24 protein-coding genes are annotated in these 21,754 nt (G+C 69.7%); 14 read left to right on the forward strand and 10 right to left on the reverse strand.

The features are described 5' to 3' along the window. Window positions 1-20: 20 nt before the first annotated feature. The 5 genes from H6G99_RS12445 to folE all read left to right on the forward strand — a co-directional run bounded on the left by H6G99_RS12445 (window position 21) and on the right by folE (window position 4,392). Window positions 21-761, forward strand: a complete 741-nt coding sequence (locus H6G99_RS12445; protein ID WP_094586862.1) for an aldehyde oxygenase (deformylating) — start codon at window positions 21-23, stop codon at window positions 759-761. A gap of 83 nt (window positions 762-844) precedes the next feature. Next, window positions 845-1,894 carry a long-chain acyl-[acyl-carrier-protein] reductase gene (locus H6G99_RS12450; RefSeq protein WP_190611789.1) on the forward strand — a complete coding sequence of 350 codons (1,050 nt, stop codon included), beginning with the start codon at window positions 845-847 and terminating at the stop codon, window positions 1,892-1,894. A 19-nt stretch (window positions 1,895-1,913) separates the two neighbouring features. Further along, window positions 1,914-2,903 carry an acetyl-CoA carboxylase carboxyltransferase subunit alpha gene (locus tag H6G99_RS12455; protein WP_094586866.1) on the forward strand — a complete coding sequence of 330 codons (990 nt, stop codon included), beginning with the start codon at window positions 1,914-1,916 and terminating at the stop codon, window positions 2,901-2,903. Window positions 2,904-2,929: 26 nt separating this feature from the next. Beyond that, window positions 2,930-3,640 (forward strand): SDR family oxidoreductase, encoded by a 711-nt coding sequence (locus tag H6G99_RS12460; RefSeq protein WP_190611791.1) that lies wholly within the window; start codon window positions 2,930-2,932, stop codon window positions 3,638-3,640. Window positions 3,641-3,648: 8 nt separating this feature from the next. Beyond that, complete coding sequence (folE, locus tag H6G99_RS12465) at window positions 3,649-4,392, forward strand: GTP cyclohydrolase I (protein ID WP_094586870.1); 744 nt, start codon at window positions 3,649-3,651, stop codon at window positions 4,390-4,392. A 6-nt stretch (window positions 4,393-4,398) separates the two neighbouring features. On the opposite strand, the gene H6G99_RS12470 is transcribed toward folE, so the two are convergent. Beyond that, window positions 4,399-4,932, reverse strand: coding sequence for a hypothetical protein (locus tag H6G99_RS12470; protein WP_190611793.1), 534 nt, complete (start codon window positions 4,930-4,932; stop codon window positions 4,399-4,401). A 56-nt stretch (window positions 4,933-4,988) separates the two neighbouring features. After that, on the reverse strand, window positions 4,989-5,648 hold the full coding sequence (locus H6G99_RS12475; RefSeq protein WP_190611894.1) for a phosphoribosylanthranilate isomerase: 660 nt from the start codon (window positions 5,646-5,648) through the stop codon (window positions 4,989-4,991). A 76-nt stretch (window positions 5,649-5,724) separates the two neighbouring features. On the opposite strand from H6G99_RS12475, the gene H6G99_RS12480 reads away from it, so the two are divergent. Then, entirely contained in the window at window positions 5,725-7,032 is a 1,308-nt protein-coding gene (locus H6G99_RS12480; protein ID WP_190611895.1) for a M50 family metallopeptidase, read from the forward strand. Here H6G99_RS12480 and H6G99_RS12485 read toward each other — a convergent pair. Both H6G99_RS12485 and H6G99_RS12490 read right to left on the reverse strand, forming a co-directional pair. Beyond that, window positions 6,986-7,819, reverse strand: a complete 834-nt coding sequence (locus tag H6G99_RS12485; protein ID WP_190611794.1) for a lipoyl protein ligase domain-containing protein — start codon at window positions 7,817-7,819, stop codon at window positions 6,986-6,988. The two genes, H6G99_RS12480 and H6G99_RS12485, sit on opposite strands and share 47 nt — an antisense overlap. A gap of 73 nt (window positions 7,820-7,892) precedes the next feature. Then, a complete protein-coding gene (locus tag H6G99_RS12490) occupies window positions 7,893-8,378 on the reverse strand; it encodes a CRR6 family NdhI maturation factor (RefSeq protein WP_094586880.1) in 486 nt (161 codons plus the stop codon). A gap of 91 nt (window positions 8,379-8,469) precedes the next feature. Here H6G99_RS12490 and psaM point away from each other — a divergent pair, with 91 nt between their 5' ends. The 5 genes from psaM to H6G99_RS12515 all read left to right on the forward strand — a co-directional run bounded on the left by psaM (window position 8,470) and on the right by H6G99_RS12515 (window position 11,753). Beyond that, complete coding sequence (psaM, locus tag H6G99_RS12495; protein WP_043325215.1) at window positions 8,470-8,574, forward strand: photosystem I reaction center subunit XII; 105 nt, start codon at window positions 8,470-8,472, stop codon at window positions 8,572-8,574. A gap of 162 nt (window positions 8,575-8,736) precedes the next feature. Further along, on the forward strand, window positions 8,737-9,234 hold the full coding sequence (locus H6G99_RS12500; protein WP_190611796.1) for a hypothetical protein: 498 nt from the start codon (window positions 8,737-8,739) through the stop codon (window positions 9,232-9,234). 35 nt (window positions 9,235-9,269) lie between these two features. Beyond that, window positions 9,270-10,274 (forward strand): protochlorophyllide reductase, encoded by a 1,005-nt coding sequence (locus H6G99_RS12505; RefSeq protein WP_094586882.1) that lies wholly within the window; start codon window positions 9,270-9,272, stop codon window positions 10,272-10,274. Between the two features lie 100 nt (window positions 10,275-10,374). Beyond that, window positions 10,375-10,872, forward strand: coding sequence for a hypothetical protein (locus tag H6G99_RS12510; RefSeq protein ID WP_094586884.1), 498 nt, complete (start codon window positions 10,375-10,377; stop codon window positions 10,870-10,872). Next, entirely contained in the window at window positions 10,869-11,753 is an 885-nt protein-coding gene (locus H6G99_RS12515; RefSeq protein WP_190611797.1) for a hypothetical protein, read from the forward strand. The genes H6G99_RS12510 and H6G99_RS12515 overlap by 4 nt, the downstream gene beginning before the upstream one ends. A 56-nt stretch (window positions 11,754-11,809) precedes the next feature. Here the strand turns inward: H6G99_RS12515 and H6G99_RS12520 are convergent, their stop codons facing one another. From H6G99_RS12520 to H6G99_RS12540, 5 genes are all read right to left on the reverse strand, one after another. Then, window positions 11,810-12,361 carry a manganese efflux pump MntP gene (locus tag H6G99_RS12520; protein WP_190611799.1) on the reverse strand — a complete coding sequence of 184 codons (552 nt, stop codon included), beginning with the start codon at window positions 12,359-12,361 and terminating at the stop codon, window positions 11,810-11,812. A 72-nt stretch (window positions 12,362-12,433) separates the two neighbouring features. Continuing rightward, window positions 12,434-13,339 carry a ferredoxin:protochlorophyllide reductase (ATP-dependent) iron-sulfur ATP-binding protein gene (gene bchL / locus H6G99_RS12525; RefSeq protein WP_094586890.1) on the reverse strand — a complete coding sequence of 302 codons (906 nt, stop codon included), beginning with the start codon at window positions 13,337-13,339 and terminating at the stop codon, window positions 12,434-12,436. A 116-nt stretch (window positions 13,340-13,455) separates the two neighbouring features. Beyond that, entirely contained in the window at window positions 13,456-15,141 is a 1,686-nt protein-coding gene (locus H6G99_RS12530) for a ferredoxin:protochlorophyllide reductase (ATP-dependent) subunit B (RefSeq protein WP_190611800.1), read from the reverse strand. Between the two features lie 7 nt (window positions 15,142-15,148). Next, window positions 15,149-16,441 (reverse strand): ferredoxin:protochlorophyllide reductase (ATP-dependent) subunit N, encoded by a 1,293-nt coding sequence (locus tag H6G99_RS12535; protein ID WP_190611802.1) that lies wholly within the window; start codon window positions 16,439-16,441, stop codon window positions 15,149-15,151. Window positions 16,442-16,544: 103 nt separating this feature from the next. Next, the gene (locus H6G99_RS12540; protein ID WP_190611804.1) at window positions 16,545-17,054 is read right to left on the reverse strand and encodes a DUF8679 domain-containing protein; all 510 of its coding nucleotides are present in this window, start codon (window positions 17,052-17,054) and stop codon (window positions 16,545-16,547) included. A gap of 140 nt (window positions 17,055-17,194) precedes the next feature. Here H6G99_RS12540 and H6G99_RS12545 point away from each other — a divergent pair, with 140 nt between their 5' ends. Next, the gene (locus H6G99_RS12545) at window positions 17,195-18,904 is read left to right on the forward strand and encodes an oxygen-binding di-iron domain-containing protein (protein ID WP_190611808.1); all 1,710 of its coding nucleotides are present in this window, start codon (window positions 17,195-17,197) and stop codon (window positions 18,902-18,904) included. A 142-nt stretch (window positions 18,905-19,046) separates the two neighbouring features. Then, the gene (locus H6G99_RS12550) at window positions 19,047-19,847 is read left to right on the forward strand and encodes a BMC domain-containing protein (RefSeq protein WP_094586897.1); all 801 of its coding nucleotides are present in this window, start codon (window positions 19,047-19,049) and stop codon (window positions 19,845-19,847) included. Window positions 19,848-19,874: 27 nt separating this feature from the next. Here H6G99_RS12550 and H6G99_RS12555 read toward each other — a convergent pair whose 3' ends face one another. Next, window positions 19,875-20,483, reverse strand: coding sequence for a non-canonical purine NTP pyrophosphatase (locus H6G99_RS12555; RefSeq protein WP_190611811.1), 609 nt, complete (start codon window positions 20,481-20,483; stop codon window positions 19,875-19,877). A gap of 238 nt (window positions 20,484-20,721) precedes the next feature. Here H6G99_RS12555 and H6G99_RS12560 point away from each other — a divergent pair, with 238 nt between their 5' ends. Next, the gene (locus tag H6G99_RS12560) at window positions 20,722-21,738 is read left to right on the forward strand and encodes a sodium-dependent bicarbonate transport family permease (RefSeq protein ID WP_190611812.1); all 1,017 of its coding nucleotides are present in this window, start codon (window positions 20,722-20,724) and stop codon (window positions 21,736-21,738) included. Window positions 21,739-21,754: the final 16 nt, after the last annotated feature.

The following is a 21,754-nucleotide window of genomic DNA, read 5'->3' on the forward strand; positions in this document are numbered from 1 at the left end:
TGCTTATCCCCGTGGTTCCCATGCCCACCGTCGCAACCACCACGTCCGTCGATTCCTCCCTGGATCCGGTGGGCCCGATCGAGGGGAGCGACCTGCCCGACTTCACCACCGACGCCTACAAGGACGCCTACAGCCGCATCAACGCGATCGTCATCGAAGGTGAGCAGGAAGCTCACGACAACTACATGTCCCTCGGCACCCTGCTGCCCGACCAGGCCGAGGAACTGGCCCGCCTGGCCCGCATGGAGCTGAAGCACATGAAGGGCTTCACCGCCTGCGGCAACAACCTCGGCGTCACCGCCGACATGCCCTTCGCCCAGGAGTTCTTCTCCCCCCTGCGCAACAACTTCCAGGCGGCCCTCCAGGAGGGCAAGGTGGTCACCTGCCTGCTGATCCAGGCCCTGCTGATCGAAGCCTTCGCCATCTCGGCCTACCACATCTATATCCCTGTCGCCGATCCGTTCGCGCGCAAGATCACCGAAGGGGTCGTCAAGGACGAGTACACCCACCTCAACTACGGCCAGGAGTGGCTCAAGGCCCATCTCGAGGAGTCCCGGGCCGAACTGGAGCAGGCCAACCGCGACAACCTCCCCCACGTGCGCCGCATGCTCGAGCGGGTGGCCGCCGACGCCGCCGTGCTCCACATGGAGAAGGAAGACCTGATCGAGGATTTCCTGATCGCCTACCAGGACGCCCTCACCGACATCGGCTTCACCCCCAGGGAGATCGCCCGAATGGCCGCCGCGGCTCTGGTGGGCTGAGCCGCCCCCCTTCCCCACCCCTGGGGAGGATGTAGCGTCGGCGACATCCGGCCCCGCCCCTGCCGCCGCTTTCTCCTTCCTGCATGTTCGGCCTGATCGGTCATTCCACCAGCTTTGAGTCGGCCCGGAACCTGGCGCGAAGCCTCGGTTTCGAGGAGTACGCGGAGGGGGATCTGGACATGTGGTGCAGCGCTCCGCCCCAGCTGGTGGAGCGGATCAGTGTCACCAGCCCCACGGGCAAGCGCATCGAAGGCGCCTACATCGATTCGGTGTTCGTACCCGAGATGCTGAGCCGCTTCAAGACGGCCAAGCGCAAGGTGCTCAACGCCATGGAGCTGGCCCAGAAGACCGGCATCGACATCACCGCCCTGGGGGGCTTCACCTCGATCATCTTCGAGGACTTCAAGCTGCTGCGGGAGCAGCAGGTGCGGGCCACCACCCTCGACTGGACGCGCTTCACCACGGGCAACACCCACACCGCCTGGGTTCTCTGCCGTCAGGTGGAGGACAATGCCCCGAAGCTGGGCATCGACCTGCGCCGGGCGAAGGTGGCAGTGGTGGGCGCCACCGGTGACATCGGCAGCGCCGTCTGCCGCTGGCTCGCCCAGCGCACCGGCGTGCAGGAGCTGCTGCTGGTGGCCCGCCGGCCCCAGCCTCTCGCTGATCTCCAGCAGGAGCTCGGTGGTGGTCGCATCCTGCCCCTGGAGGACGCCCTGGCCGAAGCCGACGTGGTGGTCTGGGTCGCCAGCCTGGCCCAGGCCAGCAACATCGACCCCAGCCAGCTGCCCCGTCCCTGCCTGATGGTCGACGGCGGCTACCCCAAGAACCTGGACACCAGGGCCGCCGGCGACGGCATCCACGTGCTCAAGGGCGGCATCGTCGAATTCGGCTCCGACATCGGCTGGCAGATGATGGAAGCCGCCGAGATGGCCAAACCGCAGCGCCAGATGTTCGCCTGCTTCGCCGAAGCGATGCTGCTGGAGTTCGAAGGTCTGCACACCAACTTCAGCTGGGGCCGCAACAACATCACCCTCGAGAAGATGGACCTGATCGGCGCCGCCTCCCTTCGCCACGGTTTCCAGGCCCTCGGCCTGGAAGTCCCGGCAGCGATCCCCAGTCTCTCCATCACCTGATCCCCCCGCCTGAGAGCCCATGGCCCGCCGCGTTCTGCTGGACTTCGAGAAACCGCTGGTGGAGCTCGAGGAGCAGATCGAGCAGATCCGCCAGCTGGCCCGTGATTCCGAGGTGGACGTGAGCCAGCAGCTGCTGCAGCTGGAAACCCTCGCCACCCGGCGGCGGGAGGAGATCTTCAGCTCCCTCTCCCCGGCCCAGAAGATCCAGGTGGCCCGCCACCCCCAGCGGCCCAGCACCCTCGATTACATCCAGGTCATCACCGACGAGTGGATCGAGCTGCACGGCGACCGCCGCGGCAACGACGATCGCGCCCTGGTGGGCGGAGTGGGTCGCATCGGCGACCAGCCCGTGGTGCTGCTCGGCCACCAGAAGGGCCGCGACATGAAGGAGAACGTGGCGCGCAACTTCGGCATGGCCTCCCCGGGCGGCTACCGCAAGGCGCTGCGGCTGATGGAGCACGCCGATCGCTTCCGCCTGCCGATCCTCAGCTTCATCGACACCCCCGGGGCCTACGCCGGCGTCAAGGCCGAGGAGGAGGGCCAGGGGGAGGCGATCGCCGTGAACCTGCGCGAGATGTTCCGGCTGCGGGTGCCGATCATCGCGGTGGTGATCGGGGAAGGGGGCTCCGGCGGCGCCCTGGGTATCGGCGTGGCCGACCGCCTGCTGATGTTCGAGCACAGCGTCTACACGGTGGCCAGCCCCGAGGCCTGCGCCTCCATCCTCTGGCGCGATGCGGGCAAGGCCCCCGCCGCCGCCGAGGCCCTGCGCATCACCGGCGCCGATCTGCTGCAGCTCGGGCTGGTGGATGCCCTGCTCAAGGAACCCTCCGGGGGCAACCACTGGGCGCCGATGCAGGCCGCCGAAACGCTGCGCCAGGCCCTGCTCAGCCACCTCGCGGAGCTGCAGAGCTGCAGTGAATCCGCCCTGCTGGAGGCCCGCTACGCCAAGTTCCGGCGCATGGGCCAGGTCCTCGAGGGGGCGACGCCGGATCCCGCCCACGCACCGTAGGGTTTGGCTCCCTGCCGCACCGCCCTTTGCCCGTCGCCCTGATCACCGGTGCCTCCCGCGGCATCGGCGCTGCCACCGCGCGGCGTTTCGCCGCCGAGGGCTACGACCTGCTGCTGGTCGCCCGCACGCTGGCCGACCTTGACGGGCTCGCCTCCGAGCTGCGGGGCCTGGGCCGCCGCGTCGAGACCCTGGCCCTTGACCTGAGCCACCCGGAGGCGATTGCCCCCGCCCTGGCCCAACTGCTCGGGCGCGGTCTGGTGCCTTCGGTGGTGATCAACAACGCCGGTGCCGCCTGGACCGGCCCCCTGGCGGCGATGCCGGTCGAGCGCTGGCAGTGGCTGCTGCAGCTGAACCTCACCAGCGTCTTCCAGGTCTGCCAGGCGGTGCTGCCGGCCCTGCGCCAGGCGGGTGGCGGGCGGATCATCAACGTCAGCAGCCATGCCGCCCGCAACGCCTTTCCCGAGTGGGGGGCCTACTGCGTCAGCAAGGCGGCCCTGGCTTCCTTCAGCCGCTGCCTCGAGGCGGAGGAGCGCTCCGCCGGCATCGCCGTGAGCACCCTCACCCTGGGGGCGGTGAATACACCCCTCTGGGACAGTGAAACCGTCCACAGTTCCTTCGACCGACGTGCCATGCTTTCAGCCGAGCAGGTCGCCGAATCCCTGCTCTACCTTGCGCGGCAACCCCACAGCCAGACGGTTGAGGACCTCACCCTGATGCCGGCCGCCGGAGCCTTCTAACCCCCCTTATGACATCCACCCTCCCCACTGGCCTAAGCGCCCGTCAGGCCGCTCCCGTCACGACCCCCATCCCCGTCAGCCTGCGGATCCGCGAACGGCTGCAGAAGGAAGGGGTCCCGTTTCTGGCCAACGACAACATCTCCGAACACCTGCGCGAGGGTGAGCTCGACCAGCTGGAGATCGAGGTGGCCGGCAAGGTGCGCGACCTGCTGCGCAGCCTGGTGATCGATATCGAGAACGACCACAACACCGAGGAGACGGCCGAGCGGGTCGCCAAGATGTACCTCCACGAGGTGTTCAAGGGCCGCTACCACGAGCAGCCGAAGATCGCCAGCTTCCCCAACGTGAAGCAGCTCGATGAGATCTACACCGTCGGGCCCATCTCCATCCGTTCCGCCTGTTCCCACCACCTGGTGCCGATCCTCGGCAACTGCTGGATCGGCATCAAACCCGGTGAGCGGGTGATCGGCCTGTCGAAGTTCTCCCGCGTCGCCGACTGGGTCTTCTCCCGGCCCCACATCCAGGAGGAGGCGGTGATCATCCTCGCCAACGAGATCGAGCGACTCTGCGAGCCCCTCGGACTGGCGATCCTGGTCAAGGCCCAGCACTACTGCATGAAATGGCGCGGGGTGAAGGAGCCCCAGACCAGCATGGTCAATTCGGTCGTGCGCGGTGATTTCCGCCACGACCCGAGCCTCAAGCAGGAGTTCTTCGAGCTCGTGCGTCAGCAGGAGGCCCTGCTCAGCACCTGAGCCGGCTCAGTTCCCCGGACGAGGCGCCACCGGGCCCACCACCTGGGAGACGCTGCGCTGGCTGCCCCCCGGGGTTGGCACCGCCACCACCACCATCACCTGGGAGGCCACATCGGCAGGGGTGAGGGCATAGGTGGGGCCGCTGGCCCCCTGGATCAGCTGCCACTGGACCTGTCCGGGGGACAGCCGGTACCAGTGGAAGGCGCTCGGGGGCAGGGAGGCCAGCCCTTCGGCGGCCGCCGTGGCCTGGAGCAGGGCCCCCTGCATGGCCTGGCCCTGAAGCAGGAGCTGGTCGAGTCCGGTGATCCGCTGCTCCACCGCCCCCTCGAGCCGCTGATCGCCGGCGATCTGCTGGCGCAGCAGCTGGATCTGCTGCTGGGGGTCGGCCGTCACCCCAGGGACGCACTGGAGCGTGCCGTCCACCAGCTGGCAGCCCACCAGGTCCTGGGCCCGGAGCCCGGGAGCCCCCGGCAGTGCGGCCAGCAGCAGGGCCAGGGGCAGGGCGGCACGGGCTCGCGAAGGGAGGCGGAGGAAGGCCAAGTGGGGGTTTGGAATCGGGCTGCACCGATCCTGCACCCGGCGGGGCCAATCGCCAATCAACCGCTGCCGGATCCACGCACCGCCGCCACCAGGGCCGCGACCCGCCCCAGGTCCTTGAGGCCGGGGCGCTCCTCCAGGGCACTGGAGGCATCGAGGCCATCGGGCTGCAGCCGGGCCAGCAGCTCGGCCACCGTCCCGGGGCCCACGCCACCGGCCAGCCACCAGGGCATGGGCGGGCGGAAGTCCTCCAGCCATTCGATCGGGATCCGGTGCCCGGTCCCCCCCAGCTGGCCGGGGCACCAGGCGTCGAGCAGCAGGGCCTCCACCACGCCCGCATAGGCAGCCGCCCGCTCCAGGTCCTCGGGCGTCCGCACCCGCAGGGCCTTCCAGAGGCGCACCCCCAGCCTCCCGCCCAGCTCACGGCAGCGTTCGACGCTCTCCTCACCATGCAGCTGCAGCACCGCATGGCCCCGTCCCGCCGCCAGCTCCTCCAGCTGGTCGTCAGCGGGATCGGCCACCACCAGCACGCCGAAGCAGTCTGGGTGTCCGGCCGCCATGGCGGCGAACAATCCGGGTCGCTGCTCCGGCGGCACGTAGCGGGGCGAGCCGGGAACGGCGATGACGCCGATGGCATCGGCCCCCAGGGCCGCGATGGCGGTGGCCTGGGCCGGCTCCCGGAGCCCGCAGATCTTGAGCAGCGGAGTGGTGACCGGAATCGGGGCGGCTGGCCTGTCTTTCTAGGATGGGACGAACAACTCCGGCCACGGCCGGATCTCCGAGCGGACGGTGCCCGTGGGTGAAGGCTGGCAACTGCTGACGATCCGCGGCATTCCCCTGCGCATCCACCCGAGCTGGTTCGTCATCCTGCTGCTCGCCACCCTGTCCTTCCAGCAGCAGTACGCCCTCAGCCTGGGCAGCCAGCTCGCCCCGGCGGCGCTCTGGGCCGTGGCCCTGGTCACGGCCCTGGCCCTGTTCGTCTCCGTGCTGCTGCATGAGCTGGGCCATTCCCTGGTGGCCCTGCGCCAGGGGGTCAAGGTGAAGAGCATCACCCTGTTCCTGCTGGGCGGCGTGGCCAGCGTCGAGCGGGAATGCTCCACCGCCCGCGGCGCCCTGATGGTGGCGGCGGCGGGACCGGCGGTGAGCCTGGTGCTGGGTTTCGGCCTGCTGGCCTCCACCCATGCCGCCAGCCATGTCGCGCCGGTGCTGGGCCAGATGGTGGAACGGCTCGGTGCCCTCAACCTGATCCTGGGCCTGTTCAACCTGCTGCCCGGGCTGCCCCTGGATGGGGGACTGATCGTCAAGGCCCTGGTCTGGCAGTTCTCCGGCAGCCAGCGGCGCGGCGTGGAGGTGGCCAATGCCTGCGGCCGCTTCCTGTCCCTGTTCGCCGTCGGCATGGGGACGGTGCTGCTGCTGCGGGGGGGCGGCATCGCCGGCGCCTGGCTGATCCTGCTCGGCTGGTTCGGCCTCGGGGCGGCCCGCAACCAGAAGCAGATGCTGGTCGTCCAGCAGGCCCTCAAGGATCTCAAGGTCCGCGATGTGGCCCAGCGCCGCTTCCGGGTGCTGGAGGCCGACACCACCCTGCGGGAGCTGAGCCGGATGCGCCTCGGCACGGCGCCGCCGATCGCCGATGCCGGCGACGGCGCTGCCCCCCCCGCCGACCAGACGGCCAACGGCCCGGCGGAGTGGCTGCTGGTCTGCGACCGGGGTCGCTGGCAGGGGGTCATCGATGACGCGCCCCTCCAGTCCCTGCCGGTCCAGTGCTGGGACCGGGAGCGGGTGGGCGACCACCTCCAACCCCTCTCCAGCCTGCCCGCGATCCCCGAATCCGCCCCGCTCTGGCAGGCCGCCCTCCAGCTGGACGACGGCAACCACCAGCGGCTGCTGGTGCTCAGTCCGGCGGGACTGCCCTGCGGCACCGTGGAGCGCCCCGAACTGGGGGACGCGGTGCTCAAGAAACTCGGACTGCGGCTCCCCGCCAATCTGCTCACCGTCGCCCGCCGGGAGAACGGCTACCCCCTCGGCATGGCCCTCGGTCAGGTGGCCCGCGGCATGGTCAGCTCCGGGGACGTCTCGCCGCTGACGGACTCGGTGAGCCGATAGCGGGCTCGCTCAGCCGATAACGGGCGAGCAGCGACGCGATCGAGCCCAGCTCCTCCCCACCCAGGGGGGCCAGGGGCGGCAGGGGAGACGGCCGATGCTCGATGCCGGGATCGGGGCCGGCAGGCCACGGCAGCCAGCGCGCCGCCGAACGGAGCAGGTGCTCTTCCAGGGCGATCCCGGCGAGCGGCAGGGGATCGAGGTCCGGCGGATCGCCCCCGAAGACCTCCCGCCAGAGGGCAGGGCAGGGGTCCAGCTGGATCGAACCGTGCTGCAGCAGGTGGCCGCCGCGCCAGAGCTGGGCGCTGCCCACCCGCTTGGCTCCGCTGGCGTGGACCAGGTCGGCGACGGTGCTGGTGGCGAAGCAGCTGCTGCGCTGCAGGCTGGCCGCCTGGCGGCCGCCGTGCAGGGGCAGGTCCATGGCGGCGAAGGCCTCCACCAGCCAGGTGAGGGCCCGGCCGTAGACCTCGGCTCGGGGTCCCTGCGGCCGGGGCCACACCAGGGCATAGGTGAGGTCGGCGCCATGGAGCACGGCCCGGCCGCCGCTGGGGCGGCGCACCAGGTCGATGCGCCCCTGGCGCCGCAGGTCCCACCAGTGGGGCTCCAGCCGCTGCTGGTGCCAGCCCAGCGAAAGGGTGGGCCGCGACCAGCGGTAAAGCCGGAAGGCCGGCGCAGGGCCGTCCAGCAGCCAGGCGTCGATGGCCATCTGCCAGTCCCCTTCCAGGCACGTGGACCCGATCCAGCGCATCGGCGCCTCCGGCGGCAGGGGTGGGGCAGGCGGCGCTGTCATGCTGGATTCCCGGCGGAGGGCTGGTGCTGGCGGTGGACAGCGGCCGCCGCGCCCTGGGTCTCTGGTTCGAGGCTCAGGGGATCACGCTCCAGAAGCCGGGATCAAGCTCATAGCCGAGCACGGCGGCCATCTGGCCCAGGTTGGCGCGGCATTCGATCCCCCCGGTGGCGGCCCAGTGGTCGAGCAGGAACAGGCGCTGGGTGATCCAGAGCTCCAGGCTCTCGGGCGCGAAGCGGATCCCCTCGGTGGGGCTGAAGCCATGGGGAAGCAGCATGGCCACATGGCGGGTGAGCTGGCCGCCGCTGCGCTCGAGCACCAGGGGCAGCCAGGGATGGAGCGCATCGGCCCGCAGGCTCCACAGCCGCAGTTCCGGGATCTCCGAGAGTTCGCGCGGATCCTCCGCCTCCCGGGGCCAGTCGAAGTCGAGGGCCAGCCCGCTGGCTTCGGTCAGCAGCGCGGCCGGCGCCAGCGACGCCAGGCCCGCCAGGGGGGAGAGGTCGAGGCCGCGCACCTGGGCGGCGGACACCTTCAGGGGCTCGGGGCAGGGTTGGGACGCCATCAAGAGCTGTGACAGGGCAGGGCCGGAGGCTGGACCGTAGCCCGCGATGGCCGAAGAATGGGTCGGTCAAACTCCATTCACCGTCAAGGATATGGTCACTCCGATCAATCAGGCCGAAGTGCTGATCGCCCTCATCGTGGCGGCCCATGCCGGGGTGCTGGCTGTCCGTCTCTGCTTCAGCCTCTACAAAGCCTGAAGCTGCAGCGCCGCTCCCTTGGCAAGGCCCCGGCAGGCTGCTACAAGCGGAGGGCTCGCAGCCTTCCCTCAGGTGCGCCAGACCCAGCCCCAGCCTTCCCGGCGCCAGCCCACCGCTGCACGAAGCTCCGCGGGCCGTCCACGGCGTTCCCGGTCCCTGCAGGTGGCCGGGGATGGCGCGGTCGGCCCGTTTTCGCTGCACCCGATTCCCAGCCCCCAGGGCCCGCCGGCGGCGGCCGCCTCCGGCGTCGAGCCGATCCGTGCCGGCGGCGAAGCCGGTGGCTACAGCCGTGAAAGCCAGCTGCTGTCCCTGTCTGCCGAGCGGCAGGAGCTGGTCTGCAGCCTGATCGGCCTGGCCGTCAAGCTGGGGCTGGTCGCCCTCACCGGCGTCAGCCTGTTCCGCCTCGCCGGCGCCTACCAGCAGCGCATGGAGAGCCAGGGCGAGATCGCCGCCGTGCTGGAGCTGGAGAACGCCAAGCTGGTCAAGGCCAGGGAACGCTTCGACGCCCTGTTCATGGTGGAGGGGGAGCAGCGTCTGATCCGGGAGCAGAGCCAGTGGATCGCCCCGAATCGCCTGCGGGTGATCTGGCAGTCGAACCGTCCGTTTCCAACTGTTGAATCCGCCGTGTCCGGATCCGGAAACCAGGGCGCCCGTCCGTAGGTTGGGGCCCCCTACGCCCCCGGACCATCCCCGCCATGGTGACCTCCTCCGGTGACACCGCCCTCACCCCCGCCCGCAGCGGCGTTCCCGGAACGGCCCTGATCACCGGCGCCTCCTCCGGTGTCGGTCTGTTCGCCGCCAAGGCCCTGGTGGATCGGGGCTGGCATGTGGTGATGGCCTGCCGGGACACCGACAAGGCCCGGCGGGCCCAGGCGGCCCTGGGCATCCCCGATGCCGCGGTGACCCACCTGAAGGTGGATCTGGCGGATCTCGACAGCGTGCGCGCCCTGGTCGACGCCTTCCATGCCACCGGCCGCCCCCTCGATGCCCTCGTCTGCAACGCGGCGGTCTACCTGCCGCGGCTGAAGCACCCGGAGCGCTCGCCCCAGGGCTACGAGATCTCGATGGCCACCAACCACTTCGGCCATTTCCTGCTGATCCACCTGCTGCTCGACGACCTCAAGCGCTCCAGCCACCCCTCGCGGCGCCTTGTGATCCTGGGCACCGTCACCGCCAACTCCAAGGAGCTGGGGGGCAAGATCCCCATCCCGGCGCCCGCCGATCTCGGCGACCTGTCGGGCTTCGCCGCCGGCTTCAAGGCCCCGATCGCCATGGCCAGCGGCAAGAGCTTCAAGCCGGGCAAGGCCTACAAGGACAGCAAGCTCTGCAACATGATCACCACCCAGGAGCTGCACCGCCGGCTGCACGGCAGCACGGGCATCGTGTTCACCTCCCTCTATCCGGGCTGCGTGGCCGACACCCCCCTGTTCCGCCACACCCCGCGGGCCTTCCAGACGATCTTCCCCTGGTTCCAGAAGAACATCACCGGCGGCTATGTGAGCCAGGCCCTGGCGGGCGAGCGGGTGGCCCAGGTGGTGGCCGACCCGGACTTCGCCACCTCCGGTGTTCACTGGAGCTGGGGTAACCGGCAGACGAAGGGGGGCAAGCAGTTCAGCCAGGAGCTGTCGGAGAAGGCGAGCAACCCCGTCACCGCCCAGCGGATGTGGGACCTCTCCATGCAGATCCTGGGCCTCGCCTGAGGCGATCCACGGGCCGGCGCCATTGCATCGGAATCTGCCGATTCGGGCACGGGGCCGCAAGAAGCCGCTAGGAGTCATCCAGTACCACCCTCTGGAGTCCATGGCCCGCACGCTGCGCTGGGGAGTGGGACTGCTGCTGGTCGTCAGCCTGTCCATCGGTGCCTTCGTGCTCCTGCCCTTCCGCTCCTGGCTGCCGGGCGGAACGGTGGCCGATGTGCCGCTGAGTCAGGTGGTGAACGGTGCGGCCTTCAACCGGCTGTTTCCCGAGCCCCAGGACGGGGACCAGCTGGTGTTCACCCAGGAGAAGCGGGGCTTCAGCGAGGCCCGGCTCAAGCATGGCAGCGAGGTGAAGGCCCTGCTGGCCATCTCCGATGTCACCACCGCTCCGGAGGCCCGCAGCAAGTTTGAAGCCAGCGAGAGCCGCCTCCAGGGCTGGCCGCTGGTGGAGCAGGGTGCCCAGGCCAGCGCCCTGCTGGTGGCCGACCGCTTCCAGGTCAAGGTGATCGGCCAGGGGGATGGACTGGATCCGGAGCAGCGTCAGGACCTGCTCGGGCGGTTCAACCTCAAGGGTCTGGCGGCTCTGCAGGGGGCCGCATGAGCACCGTTCTCGAGCGGCTCGAGCGTCTGCCCCGCCGCAACCTGACGGTGCTGGCCATCAAGGGCCTCAGCACCCTGGTGCCCGGCGGCTGGCAGAACATCACCCGGGCTGACGCGCTGATCGCCGACGTGCTGGGCAGCAGCGATCCGGAGCTGATCCGCCAGGTGCGGGCCCGGGCCGACGTGCTGAGCCAGGCCCGCCACGAAGGCTATAGCCGTGCCCTGAGCCTGTATGACGCCGTCAACCGCTCCCAGAAGGCCGCCGGTGGACTGCGGCTGCTGGCCAACATCGGCGGCGCCCTGCCGCTGGTGAAACGGGTCGCCGATCTCACCCCCACCAGCGACTCCCTTCAGGCGGCGGATCTGAGCCTGAAGGTGGCCGCCGAGATGCTGGCCTTCACCCAGGTGAATGGCCTGCCCGGTGACAGCTTCGGCGACTTCGCCGCCGCCCTGGGCGACTACGCCGGCGAGGCCCGGGTGAGGATGGCCGCCCTGATCTGCTTCGATGCCCTGCTGCCCCTGGGCGACCAGGCCCTGCAGCGGCTGGATGGCCTGCTGGGAGGCCTCGACAAGCGGGATCTGCACCAGCTGCCCGCCTACGCCGGCATGGCCCGACTGCTGCCGGGTCGTGGGGATGGGGCCCATCTGACCTTCCTGCGCCGGGGCATCGCGCCGTGGCTGGGCTGGGCCGAAGGCTTCAGCAGCCAACTGGGTCTCACCGGCCAAAAGGCGGTTCAGGCCCTGGAGGGAACCCTGGGCCCCTGGCAGGGGAGCTTCAAGCAGATGGCCACCTTCCTCGACGCCTTCACGGACACCTACCAGCACACGGGCGTTCAGGCCGTGGCGCGCCGGCTCGTGGAGCGGGCCGCCGCGGAGATCTGAGGGTGGCTGATGTCGGGCAGTGCCTGACTCCCACACCCCCTAAACTCCCACGCCCCCTAGATCGACAGCATCTTGATGCCCAGCGCGATCAGCACCGCTCCGGCGAGCATCTCCACCTTGCTGCCCAGCGCCCCGGAGAGCCGGCGGGCCAGAAACAGCCCGAGGTAGGTGGAAACGAAGGCACCCGCACCGATGGCGGTGGAATAGAGCCCGATCGGCTTGTTCAGGATGCCGAGGGAGACGCCGACCCCCAGGGAATCGATGCTGGTGATGGCCGAAACGAACAGGATGCGGAGGGGTCCATGCACCCTCGACTCCTCCTCCGGCCCGTTGCCATCACGGTGCTCCAGGTAGGCCGACCAGCACATGTGGCCGCCCACCGCCACCAGCAGCGCGAAGGCCACCCAGTGGTCGTAGTCCATGATCAGCTTGCGGGCGATGCGGCCCAGCAGAAAGCCGATGGCCGTGGCCAGGCCTTCCGAGAGGCCCGAGCTGAGGGCGAAGAACAGGGCCCGGCGCCAGGAGAAATGGCGGAATCCCAGGGCGATCGCCGCCGAGAAGGAGTCCACACTCAGCACCGCCGTGAACAGCAGCAGCTCCAGGATCATGAAGCCGGTACCTCGCTCCTGACCCCAGGCCCCCCCAATCCGAAAGGGGCCCGAGGCGCCGGAGCGCCGACCTCAATCAAAGCCGAGCAGGTCGAAGATCTCCCGATCCTTGAGGGATTCGGCCTCCAGGGGTTCGACGTCGGTGAGCATCTTGCGGGCCAGGCTGAGGTACTCCTCCTGCACGGCCTCCACTTCAGGCGTGCTCTCCATCTCGAAGATGGTGCACTTCTTGAGCCGTGACTTGCGGATCGCATCGACGGTCTTGAAGTGGGCCATGGTGCGCAGGCCGGTGCGCTCGTTGAACTTGTCGATCTCGTCGGTCTGCTCGGAGCGATTGGCGATCACCCCGCCGAGGCGCACCTTGTAGTTCTTGGCCTTGGCATTGATCGCCTGCATGATCCGATTCATGGCGAAGATCGAATCGAAATCGTTGGCGGTGACGATCAGGCAGTAGTGGGCGTGCTGGAGGGGGGCCGCGAAGCCGCCGCAGACCACATCACCGAGCACATCGAAGATCACCACGTCGGTGTCCTCGAGCAGGTGGTGCTCCTTGAGCAGCTTGACCGTCTGGCCGGTCACGTAGCCGCCGCAGCCGGTGCCGGCCGGGGGGCCGCCCGATTCCACGCACATCACGCCGTTGTAGCCCTCGAAGACGAAGTCCTCGGGCCGCAGCTCCTCGGTGTGGAAGTCGACGGTCTCGAGGATGTCGATCACCGTCGGCACCATCTTCTTGGTGAGGGTGAACGTGGAGTCGTGCTTCGGATCACAACCGATCTGCAGCACCCGCTTGCCCAGCTTGGAGAAGGCGGCGGAAAGATTCGACGAGGTGGTGGATTTACCGATGCCGCCCTTGCCGTAGACGGCGATCACCAGGGCCCCCTCCTCGATGTTCATCGACGCATCCTGATGCACCTGCAGGCTGCCCTCGCCATCTTCACGGGGGTTGGTGCTCGGGGGAGACGTGAGTGTGGTGGTCATAGGAAAAACAAGGGAAAGCCGGAGAACCGGCGGATCACACGTAAGGAAACAGCCTGCTCAGAACAGATCCCGGCTGTCAGGGGATCACGCAAACCGAAACATCGCCAGAGAGGCCCTCACCGGCTGAAGTGGGCCTTGGCGTCGTAGAGGGCTTCGGCATCGATCCTCTCCAGGCCCCGTTCGCGGGCGAAGGCTTCGGTGTTCTTGCGCACCTTGCCCCGCACGAAGAAGGGGATCTTGGCGAGTTCGGCCTCACCATCGGCGGTCCAGAGGCTTTCGAGGGCCTCTCGGACGGCGGCGCCGGCGGTGGTGGTGCCGGGTGCCGGCCCTGTGGTGGCTGTGGTGGCCGGGGCTGGCGTCGGGACCGTGGCCGTGGCCGTGGAGCCCTCCTGGTCGGCGCCCGAAGCCGCCGCCGGTGCGCCGTCTCCGAGGTGGCTGCGGTGGCCGTCGACGAACTCGAAGTCGTGGCGGAACATCCCGATCAGGTGCTCCTCCAGGCCCATCATCAGCGGGTGCACCCAGGAGTCGAAGATCACGTTGGCCCCCTCCCAGCCCATCTGGGGGGAGTAGCGGGCCGGCACGTCCTGGACATGCAGGGGGGCGCTGATCACGGCACAGGGCAGCCCCAGCCGCTTGGCGCTGTGGCGCTCCATCTGGGTGCCGAGCACCAGCTCCGCGGCCGCCTCGGCCATGGCCTTCTCCACCACGAGGTAGTCGTCGGTGATCAGGGCCTCCAGGCCCAGCTCGGCAGCGGCGGCCCGCACCTCCCGGGCCTGCTCCCTGCTGTAGCTGCCCAGGCCCACCACCTGGAAGCCCAGTTCCCTGGAGGCGATCCGGGCGGCGGCGATGGCGTGGGTGGCATCGGCGAAGATGAACACCCGCTTGCCGGTGAGGTAGGTGGAATCCACCGACTTGGAATACCAGGGCAGCCGCGAACGGCGCTCCGCCTCGCTCGGCTGACCCTCCACCTCCTGCAGCTCGGCCGGAAGGGCCAGATCAAGCACCCCGTGCAGCTCCCGCAGGAAGGCGGCGGTGGCGCCGATGCCGATCGGCACCGTGCGCACCACCGGGGTGCCGAAGCTGCGCTCCAGCCAGCTGCACACAGGGCCGGCCACCTCGGGGTAGAGGCAGACATTGGCGTCCGCCGTGGGGATGCGCTCCAGGTCGGCGGGCCGGGCGCCCAGGGGGGCCACCACCGCCACATCGATGCCGTGCTCGGCCAGCAGCCGGGTGATCTCCAGCACGTCGTCCCGGCAGCGGAAGCCCAGCAGGCTGGGGCCCAGCAGGTTGACCCGGGGCCGGCGACCCTCGTCGCGCCAGCGGGACGGGGACGGCTTGGGGGTGCCCGGAGCCGGCAGCTGGGGCTTGAGCAGGGTGCGCACCAGCTGGTAGAAGGTCTCGGCGGCGCCCCAGTTCTCCTTCTTGGAGTAGGCCGGCAGCTCCAGGTTCACCATCGGCACCCCCAGGTTCATGCCGGCGGCCAGGGCGCCGGGCTGGTCCTGGATCAGCTCGGCGGTGCAGCTCTCGCCCACCAGCAGCGCCTCGGGCTGGAAGCGCTCGACGGCCTGGCGGATCGAGCGCTGCACCAGCTCGGCGGTGTCACCGCCCAGATCCCTGGCCTGGAACGTGGTGTAGGTGACGGGGGGACGCAGGCCCCGCCGCTCGATCATCGTGAACAGCAGGTCGGCGTAGGTGTCGCCCTGGGGGGCATGGAGCACGTAATGCACCCCCTCCATGGAGGTGGCGATGCGCATGGCACCCACGTGGGGGGGGCCTTCGTAGGTCCAGAGGGTCAGTTCCATGGGGGTGTCAGGAGAGCTGCAGCACGGCCCGGCGCCGCAGGGGACGGGCAAAGAGTTCGGCCAGTTCACCGGCCTGGTCGCAGCCGTGGATCGGGCTGAACACCAGCTCGATCGACCACTTGGTGGCGATGCCCTCGGCCTCGAGGGGATTGGCCAGCCCCAGGCCGCAGAGCACCAGGTCGGGGCGGGCGGCCCGCACCCGCTCCAGCTGCAGGTCCACGTCCTGGCCCTCGCTGAGCTGGGTGGCGGGGGGCAGCAGGGCCAGGTCGGCGGCCATCAGCTGGCGGTCGAGGTAGGGGGTGCCCACCTCCACCAGCTCCATGCCGCATTCCCGGGACAGAAAGCGGGCCAGGGGGATCTCCATCTGGGAGTCGGGCAGCAGGAACAGCCGCTTGCCGGCGAGCACCTCCCGGTGGGGCTCAAGGGCCCGGCGCCCCCGCTCCACCAGGGGGTCGAGCACGGCGTTGAAGCGGTCGTCGGGCACGCCGAAGGCATGGGCGGCGGCGGCCATCCAGTCGCGGCTGCCCTCCACGCCGAAGGGATAGGGGGCACTCAGCAGGGTGGCGCCCCGGTGCTGCAGCGCCCGGGCGGTGGCACTCAGGAAGGGCTGGGCGAGCAGCACCCGCGTCCCCTTGCCCACGGGGGGAAGATCGGTGGAGCGCCGCGGCGGCAGGCTGCGGACCGTGGTGATGCCCAGCCGCTCGAAGATCAGCCGGAAGCGATCCTCCACCGCATCGGCCAGGGTGCCCACGATCAGCAGCTGCTCCTCATCGGAGGAGGGCAGCAGGGGGAGCATGGCCAGCAGGGCGTTGTCCTCCCCCTGGGTGAAGGTGGTCTCGATGCCGCTGCCGGAGTAGTTCAGCACCCGCACCCGACCGACGAGCTGGGTGTTGAGGCGTTCGGCCGCCTTGGCCAGGTCGAGCTTGATCACCTCGCTGGGGCAGGAGCCCACCAGGAAGAGGGTGCGGATCTCGGGCCGGCGCTCCAGCAGATCCTTCACCAGCCGGTCCAGTTCCTCGTTGGCATCGGCCAGACCCGCCAGGTCCCGTTCGCCCAGGATCGCCGTGCCGAAGCGGGGTTCGGCGAAGATCATCACGCCGGCCGCCGACTGGATCAGGTGGGCGCAGGTGCGCGAGCCCACCACCAGGAAGAAGGCGTCGGGCATGCGGCGGTGCAGCCAGACGATGGAGGTGAGGCCGCAGAACACTTCCCGCTGGCCGCTCTCCTTGAGAATGTCGCCGGGGCCAGCCCCGGGGATGGCGCCGGTGGGAGGCTGAACCGGTGGAGCGGATACACCCATGGAGGGGATCGCCAGGTATGGAGCCTCCATGGGTTAGCGGGGACCGCGGGGTCCGCGCCCGACTGCGTTACATCTTTTCGGGATCGTGTGCGGATTCCCGCGCTCACAGGCGACGACGGAATCCCTCGCCGAAGCCGATGCTGCGCTCCTCCCGCTCGCCATCGGCGCTGCGGCTCAGTTTCCACACGTTGCGCCCCAGGCGGCGGGCCGTGAGTCCGCCCCGCTCCACCAGCGCGGCCCCCGGCCGGGCCCCCATCAGCTGGGCCACCTCAGCGGTGCTGAGGGGAGCGCCGGTGCGGATGGCCAGGTCGGTGATCTCGAGCCGCTGGCGCAGGGCCGCCAGGTCGACCGGGTGATCCGCCTCGGCGGCATCCTTCCAGTCAGCGAAACCGTCCCCGATGTCGCCGCCCATGCGCCGCATCAGGCCGAGGCCGATGAAGGCGAGGGCCTGCTCCGGCCGCACCCCCTCATCGAGCGCCCGGGTGATCCATTCGGACACCGTGTCCTGGTCGAGGGGATGGCGCAGGGGCTGGGTCTCGCTGGCCACCCCGGGGGCGGAGGAGCCGTCGGCAGTGACGCCAGGAGTGGCAGAAGCGGTGCGCCGGGTGGCCATGGTCGCGCCTGGAAAGGTTGAACTGGAAGGTATCGGTTGCCTTCGGAGTCGCAAGGGTCCGGACGTCATGAATCACGATGGAAAGAAGGCATCCATTCGTGTCTGCATGCGGGCGCGGCGCGGCGCTTCCTTCCGTCCCCATGGACCGCTCACTCCATCGGCCCTGCGACCAGGCACCCACCCACCGGGGCGACATGGCGGACCCACGGGAGGATCCCGTCGAGATCGCCCCCGGTGTGTGGTGGGTGGGGGTGCGGCTGGCCCACGACCACTTCCAGTGCCACACCTATTTCATTGCCAACGGTTCGGACGGGGTTCTGATCGATCCGGGTTCACCGCTCACCATCGAGGGAACCCTGGCCAAGCTGCGCGCCATCACCGATCTCGACGCGATCCGCTGGCTCGTCTGTCACCATTCCGACCCCGACATCTGCGCCGCCCTGCCCCGGCTTGGGGAGGTGCTGACGCGGCCTGACGTGCAGGTGGTCACGGAATGGCGCGCCAACGCCCTGATCCGCCATTACGGCCATGGGTTCTCCACCTATCTGGTGGAGCAGCACGGCTGGTGCCTGCCCCTGGCGGGGGATCGGCGGCTGGAGTTCCAGCTGACGCCCTACCTCCACTTCCCCGGGGCGATGGTGTCCCATGACAGCGCCACCGGCACCCTGTTCTCCTCCGACCTGTTCGGCGGCTTCGTCCCCGACAGCAACGTGCTGGAGTCGGACGATGCCGCCTACATCATCGAGAACGCCAGGCCCTTCCACCAGCACTACATGCCCAGCCGGGAGCTGCTCAGTGCCGGCCTGGCCCGCATCCGCACCCGCTGGAGCCGCATCGAGCGGATCGCCCCCCAGCATGGCCACATCGTTCCCGCCGCCATCGTCGATCAGGTCTTCAGCGCCCTCGGCTCCATGGAATGCGGCGTCTACTGCCTCGCCGACGCCGACCTCGACCTCAAGCGCCTGCTGCGCATCGCCGAGGCCCGGCGGCGTCTCCAGGAGGCCCTGGTCCACCAGGGCACGCCCCTGGGGATGGTCCGCGCCATCGGCCACATCCTCGAATCGGCCGGCCAGGCCAGCAGGTGCGAACTGGCCGTGCTGATGCCCGGTGACGGCTGGACCACCTGGTCCACCGAGGCGGACCAGCCCGAACGGCGCCAGCCGACCCCCGGCTGGCACCAGATCTGCCTGATCGGCGAGCCCGCCATGGTGCTGGCCATTCGCGGTCGTGGCGCAGCCCCGCCGTTCGACCCCGACATGGAGCGGATGGTCCGGGAATTCGCCGAGTCGATGCGCCCCTGGGTGGAGCACCTCCTGGAGGATCAGCGCCATGCCCACGAGGTGGCCATCCTCAACACCGCCGCCCTCTGTGATCCGCTCACGGGCCTGGCCAACCGCCGCGCCCTCGACGCATCGCCGCTTCCCGCCAGCTACGCCCTGATCGAGCTGGATCTGGACCATTTCAAGCAGGTCAACGACAGCTTCGGCCACGACGCCGGCGACCGGGTGCTGCGGCAGGTGGCGCGGGTGCTGCGGGAGTCGGTGCGGGAGCAGGACCAGACCTTCCGCCTCGGCGGCGAGGAATTCCTGGTGCTGCTGCCGGAGGCCGACCGGGCCACGGCCCTGCGGGTGGCCGAGCGGATCCGGCTCTCGATGCACCGGCTCGATCTCGCGGGGGACGCCCCGGGCGGACGCCTGACGGTCAGCCTGGGGGTGAGCACGACGGCGGCCGAGCCGGCGGCCGATTTCCCCCGCCTGATGGAGCTGGCCGACCGGGCCCTCTATGCCGCCAAGGCCGCCGGCCGCGACCGGGTCTGGGTCGCCGACGGTCTCGCCCTCAGCAGCCGCTAGGCCGGAACCGGCCGCCAGCGCCCCGCCCGGGAGTACCCTCCCCTTCTGGACTGCCCCTGGCGGCGGCCAGGGATCCCGGCGCTTCAACCACCCCGGGGATCGCAACGACCGTTTGTTCCGGGGGTTGGCGCCTCGCGCCGTGATGGATTCGCAGAGTGCCCGTTCCTTCCTTCGCGACGACCGGTCGGACGCCCGCAGGAAGGCGGCGAGTCTGCGGATCACCGGCACCGATGTGAGCGGCGAGGCCTCCGGGGCCAGCTGCGTGATCACCACCGACAGCGAAGGCCGGCGGCTGGCGCGCCAGTCGAGCCACGTGCAGTCGATCGAGCTGCGCACCTACGTCTTCCTGGATTCCCTCCAGCCCCAGCTGGCGTCGTACATGGGCACGGTGTCCCATGGCTTCCTGCCGATCCCCGGCGATGCCTGCCTCTGGCTGGAGGTGTCACCGGGGATGGCGGTGCACCGGGTCACCGACATCGCCCTCAAGGCCAGCACCGTGCGGCTCGGCCAGATGGTGGTGGAGCGGGCCTTTGGCTCCCTGGCCCTCTACCACCGGGACCAGAGCAACGTCCTCCACTCCGGCGACGTGGTCCTGGAGGCGATCGGCAGCCGGGTGGAGCTGCGCAGCCGCTGCGAGGTCACCTGGACCGAGATCATCCGGGCGATCACCCCCGACCACGCCGTGCTGATCAACCGCCAGAACCGCCGCGGCTCGATGATCCAGGCCGGGATGAGCATGTTCATCCTCGAGACCGAACCGGCGGGCTACGTGCTGATCGCCGCCAACGAAGCCGAGAAGAGCTCCAACATCACCGTGGTGGACGTCAAGGCGGTGGGGGCCTTCGGCCGCCTCACCCTGGCGGGCAAGGAGGGCGACGTGGAGGAGGCCGCCGCCGCCGCCATGCGCGCCGTGGCCCAGATCAATGCCGGCTCCCGCAGCTGAGCGTCAGCGGCCCGGCACCCGGCTGGCTCAGGCCAGCCCCAGCAGCCGCTTGAGGCCCGGGGCCATCGCCCGGGCCGCCTTGCCGCGGCTGCCGAGCTTGCTCCTGAGGTGCTCGCCCATCGCGGCATAGCTGCAGCCCGCCTCCCGCACATGGAAGATCGGGTCGTAGCCGCCGCCATGGCCGGAGGGCTCCCGCAGGATCAGCCCCCGGCAGACCCCCTCCGACTCCAGCACCACCGCACCGGTGGGATCGGCCAGGGCCATGGCGCTGACGAAGCTGCCGCCCCGGTAGAGGGAATCGCCCAGTTCGTGCAGCAGTCGGTGGATCTTCTCGTGATCCGTGGGGGCGTAGCGCGCCGAAAACAGGCCGGGGCGACCGTCGAGGGCATCCACCTCCAGGCCGGAATCGTCGGCCAGCGACCAGGTGCCCGTGAGCGAAGCCACCGTGGAGGCCTTGAGGCGGGCATTCTCCGCGTAGGTGAGGCCCGTCTCCTCGATCTCCAGATCCCTGGGCTGCTGCCGCACCTCCAGACCCACCTCCGGACCGACCCCCTCAAGCATGGCCGTGATCTCGGCCACCTTGTGGGGGTTGCCGCTGGCGATCACCAGGACCGGGGGGGAAGGGGAAAGGGACAAGCCGGGCCCACGGGGGGCCCCATTGTGGTGCAGAGGGGTGCTGGCTGGGGGGTGAAGGGGTGGGGCAGGACGGGTTGAACATTCCACCCCCGGAAAACTCCAGGGTTCCTGCCCCGGGCGGACGATAGGGAATTCGCTCGCGATCGGACGGACGGGCGGAGCAACATTGCGCGACCGGTGACGGTTGGCGGCCGGATTCGCCCTTAGGTTGCCTCCACCCTTTGGGCGCCGGAGGGCGATGCAGTCGAGCCTGGTCCTACAGAACCTTCTCTCCGCGCCGGTTCTCTTCTTCTTTCTGGGAATCCTGGGGGTGCTGGTGGGCTCCGACCTGGAGATCCCCTCGCCGCTGCCCAAGCTCTTTTCCCTCTATCTGCTGCTGGCGATCGGCTTCAAGGGGGGCATGGAGCTGGCCCACAGCGGCCTGGGCCCCCAGGTGCTGCTGACGGTGGGGGCGGCGGTGGCGATGTCGCTGCTGGTGCCGCTGACCAGCTTCCTGTTCCTGCGGCTGCGCCTCGACGGCTACAACGCCGCCGCCATCGCCGCCTCCTACGGCTCGATCAGCGCCGTCACCTTCATCACCGCCGAGAGCTTCCTCAACGTCGTCGAGGTGAATTTCGACGGCTTCATGGTGGCGGCCCTGGCCCTGATGGAATCGCCGGCGATCGTGGTGGGGGTGATCCTGGCCAGGCTCTCGGCCCCCGCGGAGGATGCGGAAATGGCCGGAGAGCAGCAGAACGGCGGCGGCAGTCTGCGCTGGCGGGAGATTCTCCAGGAGGCCTTTCTCAACGGCTCTGTCTACCTGCTGATCGGCAGCCTGGTGATCGGTTATGTGGTGGCGGCCTTCAGTCCGGCGGGTCTGGCGAAGATGGATCCCTTCACCGAGAAACTCTTCTACGGAGCCCTCTGTTTCTTCCTGCTCGACATGGGCATCGTGGCGGCCCAGCGGCTGCGGGACCTGAAGCAGGCGGGGGCCTTCCTGATCGGTTTCTCCCTGCTGGCCCCTCCCCTGCACGCCCTGCTGGGGCTGCTGGTGAGCGTCCTGCTGGGGCTGGGGCAGGGCAACAGCCTGCTGTTCATGGTGCTCTGCGCCAGCGCCTCCTACATCGCCGTGCCGGCGGCGATGCGCATGACCGTCCCGCAGGCGAACCCCAGCCTCTACATCTCCACCGCCCTGGGACTCACCTTCCCCTTCAATGTGGTGATCGGGATTCCCCTCTACATGGCGTTGACCCGCCACTTCATTCCTGTCGGCTGAACCCGGCCCCCGCCGA

Source organism: Synechococcus sp. FACHB-909 (assembly GCF_014698945.1).
Classification (GTDB): Bacteria; Cyanobacteriota; Cyanobacteriia; order PCC-6307; family Cyanobiaceae; genus Cyanobium.

What these genes read in the sequence shown, in the direction of transcription:
- H6G99_RS12445 (WP_094586862.1), top strand. Translation starts at nt 21, where the DNA reads ATGCCCACCGTCGCAACCACCACGTCCGTCGATTCCTCCCTGGATCCG.
- H6G99_RS12450 (WP_190611789.1), top strand. Translation starts at nt 845, where the DNA reads ATGTTCGGCCTGATCGGTCATTCCACCAGCTTTGAGTCGGCCCGGAAC.
- H6G99_RS12455 (WP_094586866.1), top strand. Translation starts at nt 1,914, where the DNA reads ATGGCCCGCCGCGTTCTGCTGGACTTCGAGAAACCGCTGGTGGAGCTC.
- folE (WP_094586870.1), top strand. Translation starts at nt 3,649, where the DNA reads ATGACATCCACCCTCCCCACTGGCCTAAGCGCCCGTCAGGCCGCTCCC.
- H6G99_RS12485 (WP_190611794.1), bottom strand. Translation starts at nt 7,819, where the DNA reads ATGACAGCGCCGCCTGCCCCACCCCTGCCGCCGGAGGCGCCGATGCGC.
- H6G99_RS12490 (WP_094586880.1), bottom strand. Translation starts at nt 8,378, where the DNA reads ATGGCGTCCCAACCCTGCCCCGAGCCCCTGAAGGTGTCCGCCGCCCAG.
- psaM (WP_043325215.1), top strand. Translation starts at nt 8,470, where the DNA reads ATGGTCACTCCGATCAATCAGGCCGAAGTGCTGATCGCCCTCATCGTG.
- H6G99_RS12505 (WP_094586882.1), top strand. Translation starts at nt 9,270, where the DNA reads ATGGTGACCTCCTCCGGTGACACCGCCCTCACCCCCGCCCGCAGCGGC.
- H6G99_RS12510 (WP_094586884.1), top strand. Translation starts at nt 10,375, where the DNA reads ATGGCCCGCACGCTGCGCTGGGGAGTGGGACTGCTGCTGGTCGTCAGC.
- H6G99_RS12515 (WP_190611797.1), top strand. Translation starts at nt 10,869, where the DNA reads ATGAGCACCGTTCTCGAGCGGCTCGAGCGTCTGCCCCGCCGCAACCTG.
- H6G99_RS12520 (WP_190611799.1), bottom strand. Translation starts at nt 12,361, where the DNA reads ATGATCCTGGAGCTGCTGCTGTTCACGGCGGTGCTGAGTGTGGACTCC.
- bchL (WP_094586890.1), bottom strand. Translation starts at nt 13,339, where the DNA reads ATGACCACCACACTCACGTCTCCCCCGAGCACCAACCCCCGTGAAGAT.
- H6G99_RS12530 (WP_190611800.1), bottom strand. Translation starts at nt 15,141, where the DNA reads ATGGAACTGACCCTCTGGACCTACGAAGGCCCCCCCCACGTGGGTGCC.
- H6G99_RS12535 (WP_190611802.1), bottom strand. Translation starts at nt 16,441, where the DNA reads ATGGGTGTATCCGCTCCACCGGTTCAGCCTCCCACCGGCGCCATCCCC.
- H6G99_RS12540 (WP_190611804.1), bottom strand. Translation starts at nt 17,054, where the DNA reads ATGGCCACCCGGCGCACCGCTTCTGCCACTCCTGGCGTCACTGCCGAC.
- H6G99_RS12545 (WP_190611808.1), top strand. Translation starts at nt 17,195, where the DNA reads ATGGACCGCTCACTCCATCGGCCCTGCGACCAGGCACCCACCCACCGG.
- H6G99_RS12550 (WP_094586897.1), top strand. Translation starts at nt 19,047, where the DNA reads ATGGATTCGCAGAGTGCCCGTTCCTTCCTTCGCGACGACCGGTCGGAC.
- H6G99_RS12560 (WP_190611812.1), top strand. Translation starts at nt 20,722, where the DNA reads ATGCAGTCGAGCCTGGTCCTACAGAACCTTCTCTCCGCGCCGGTTCTC.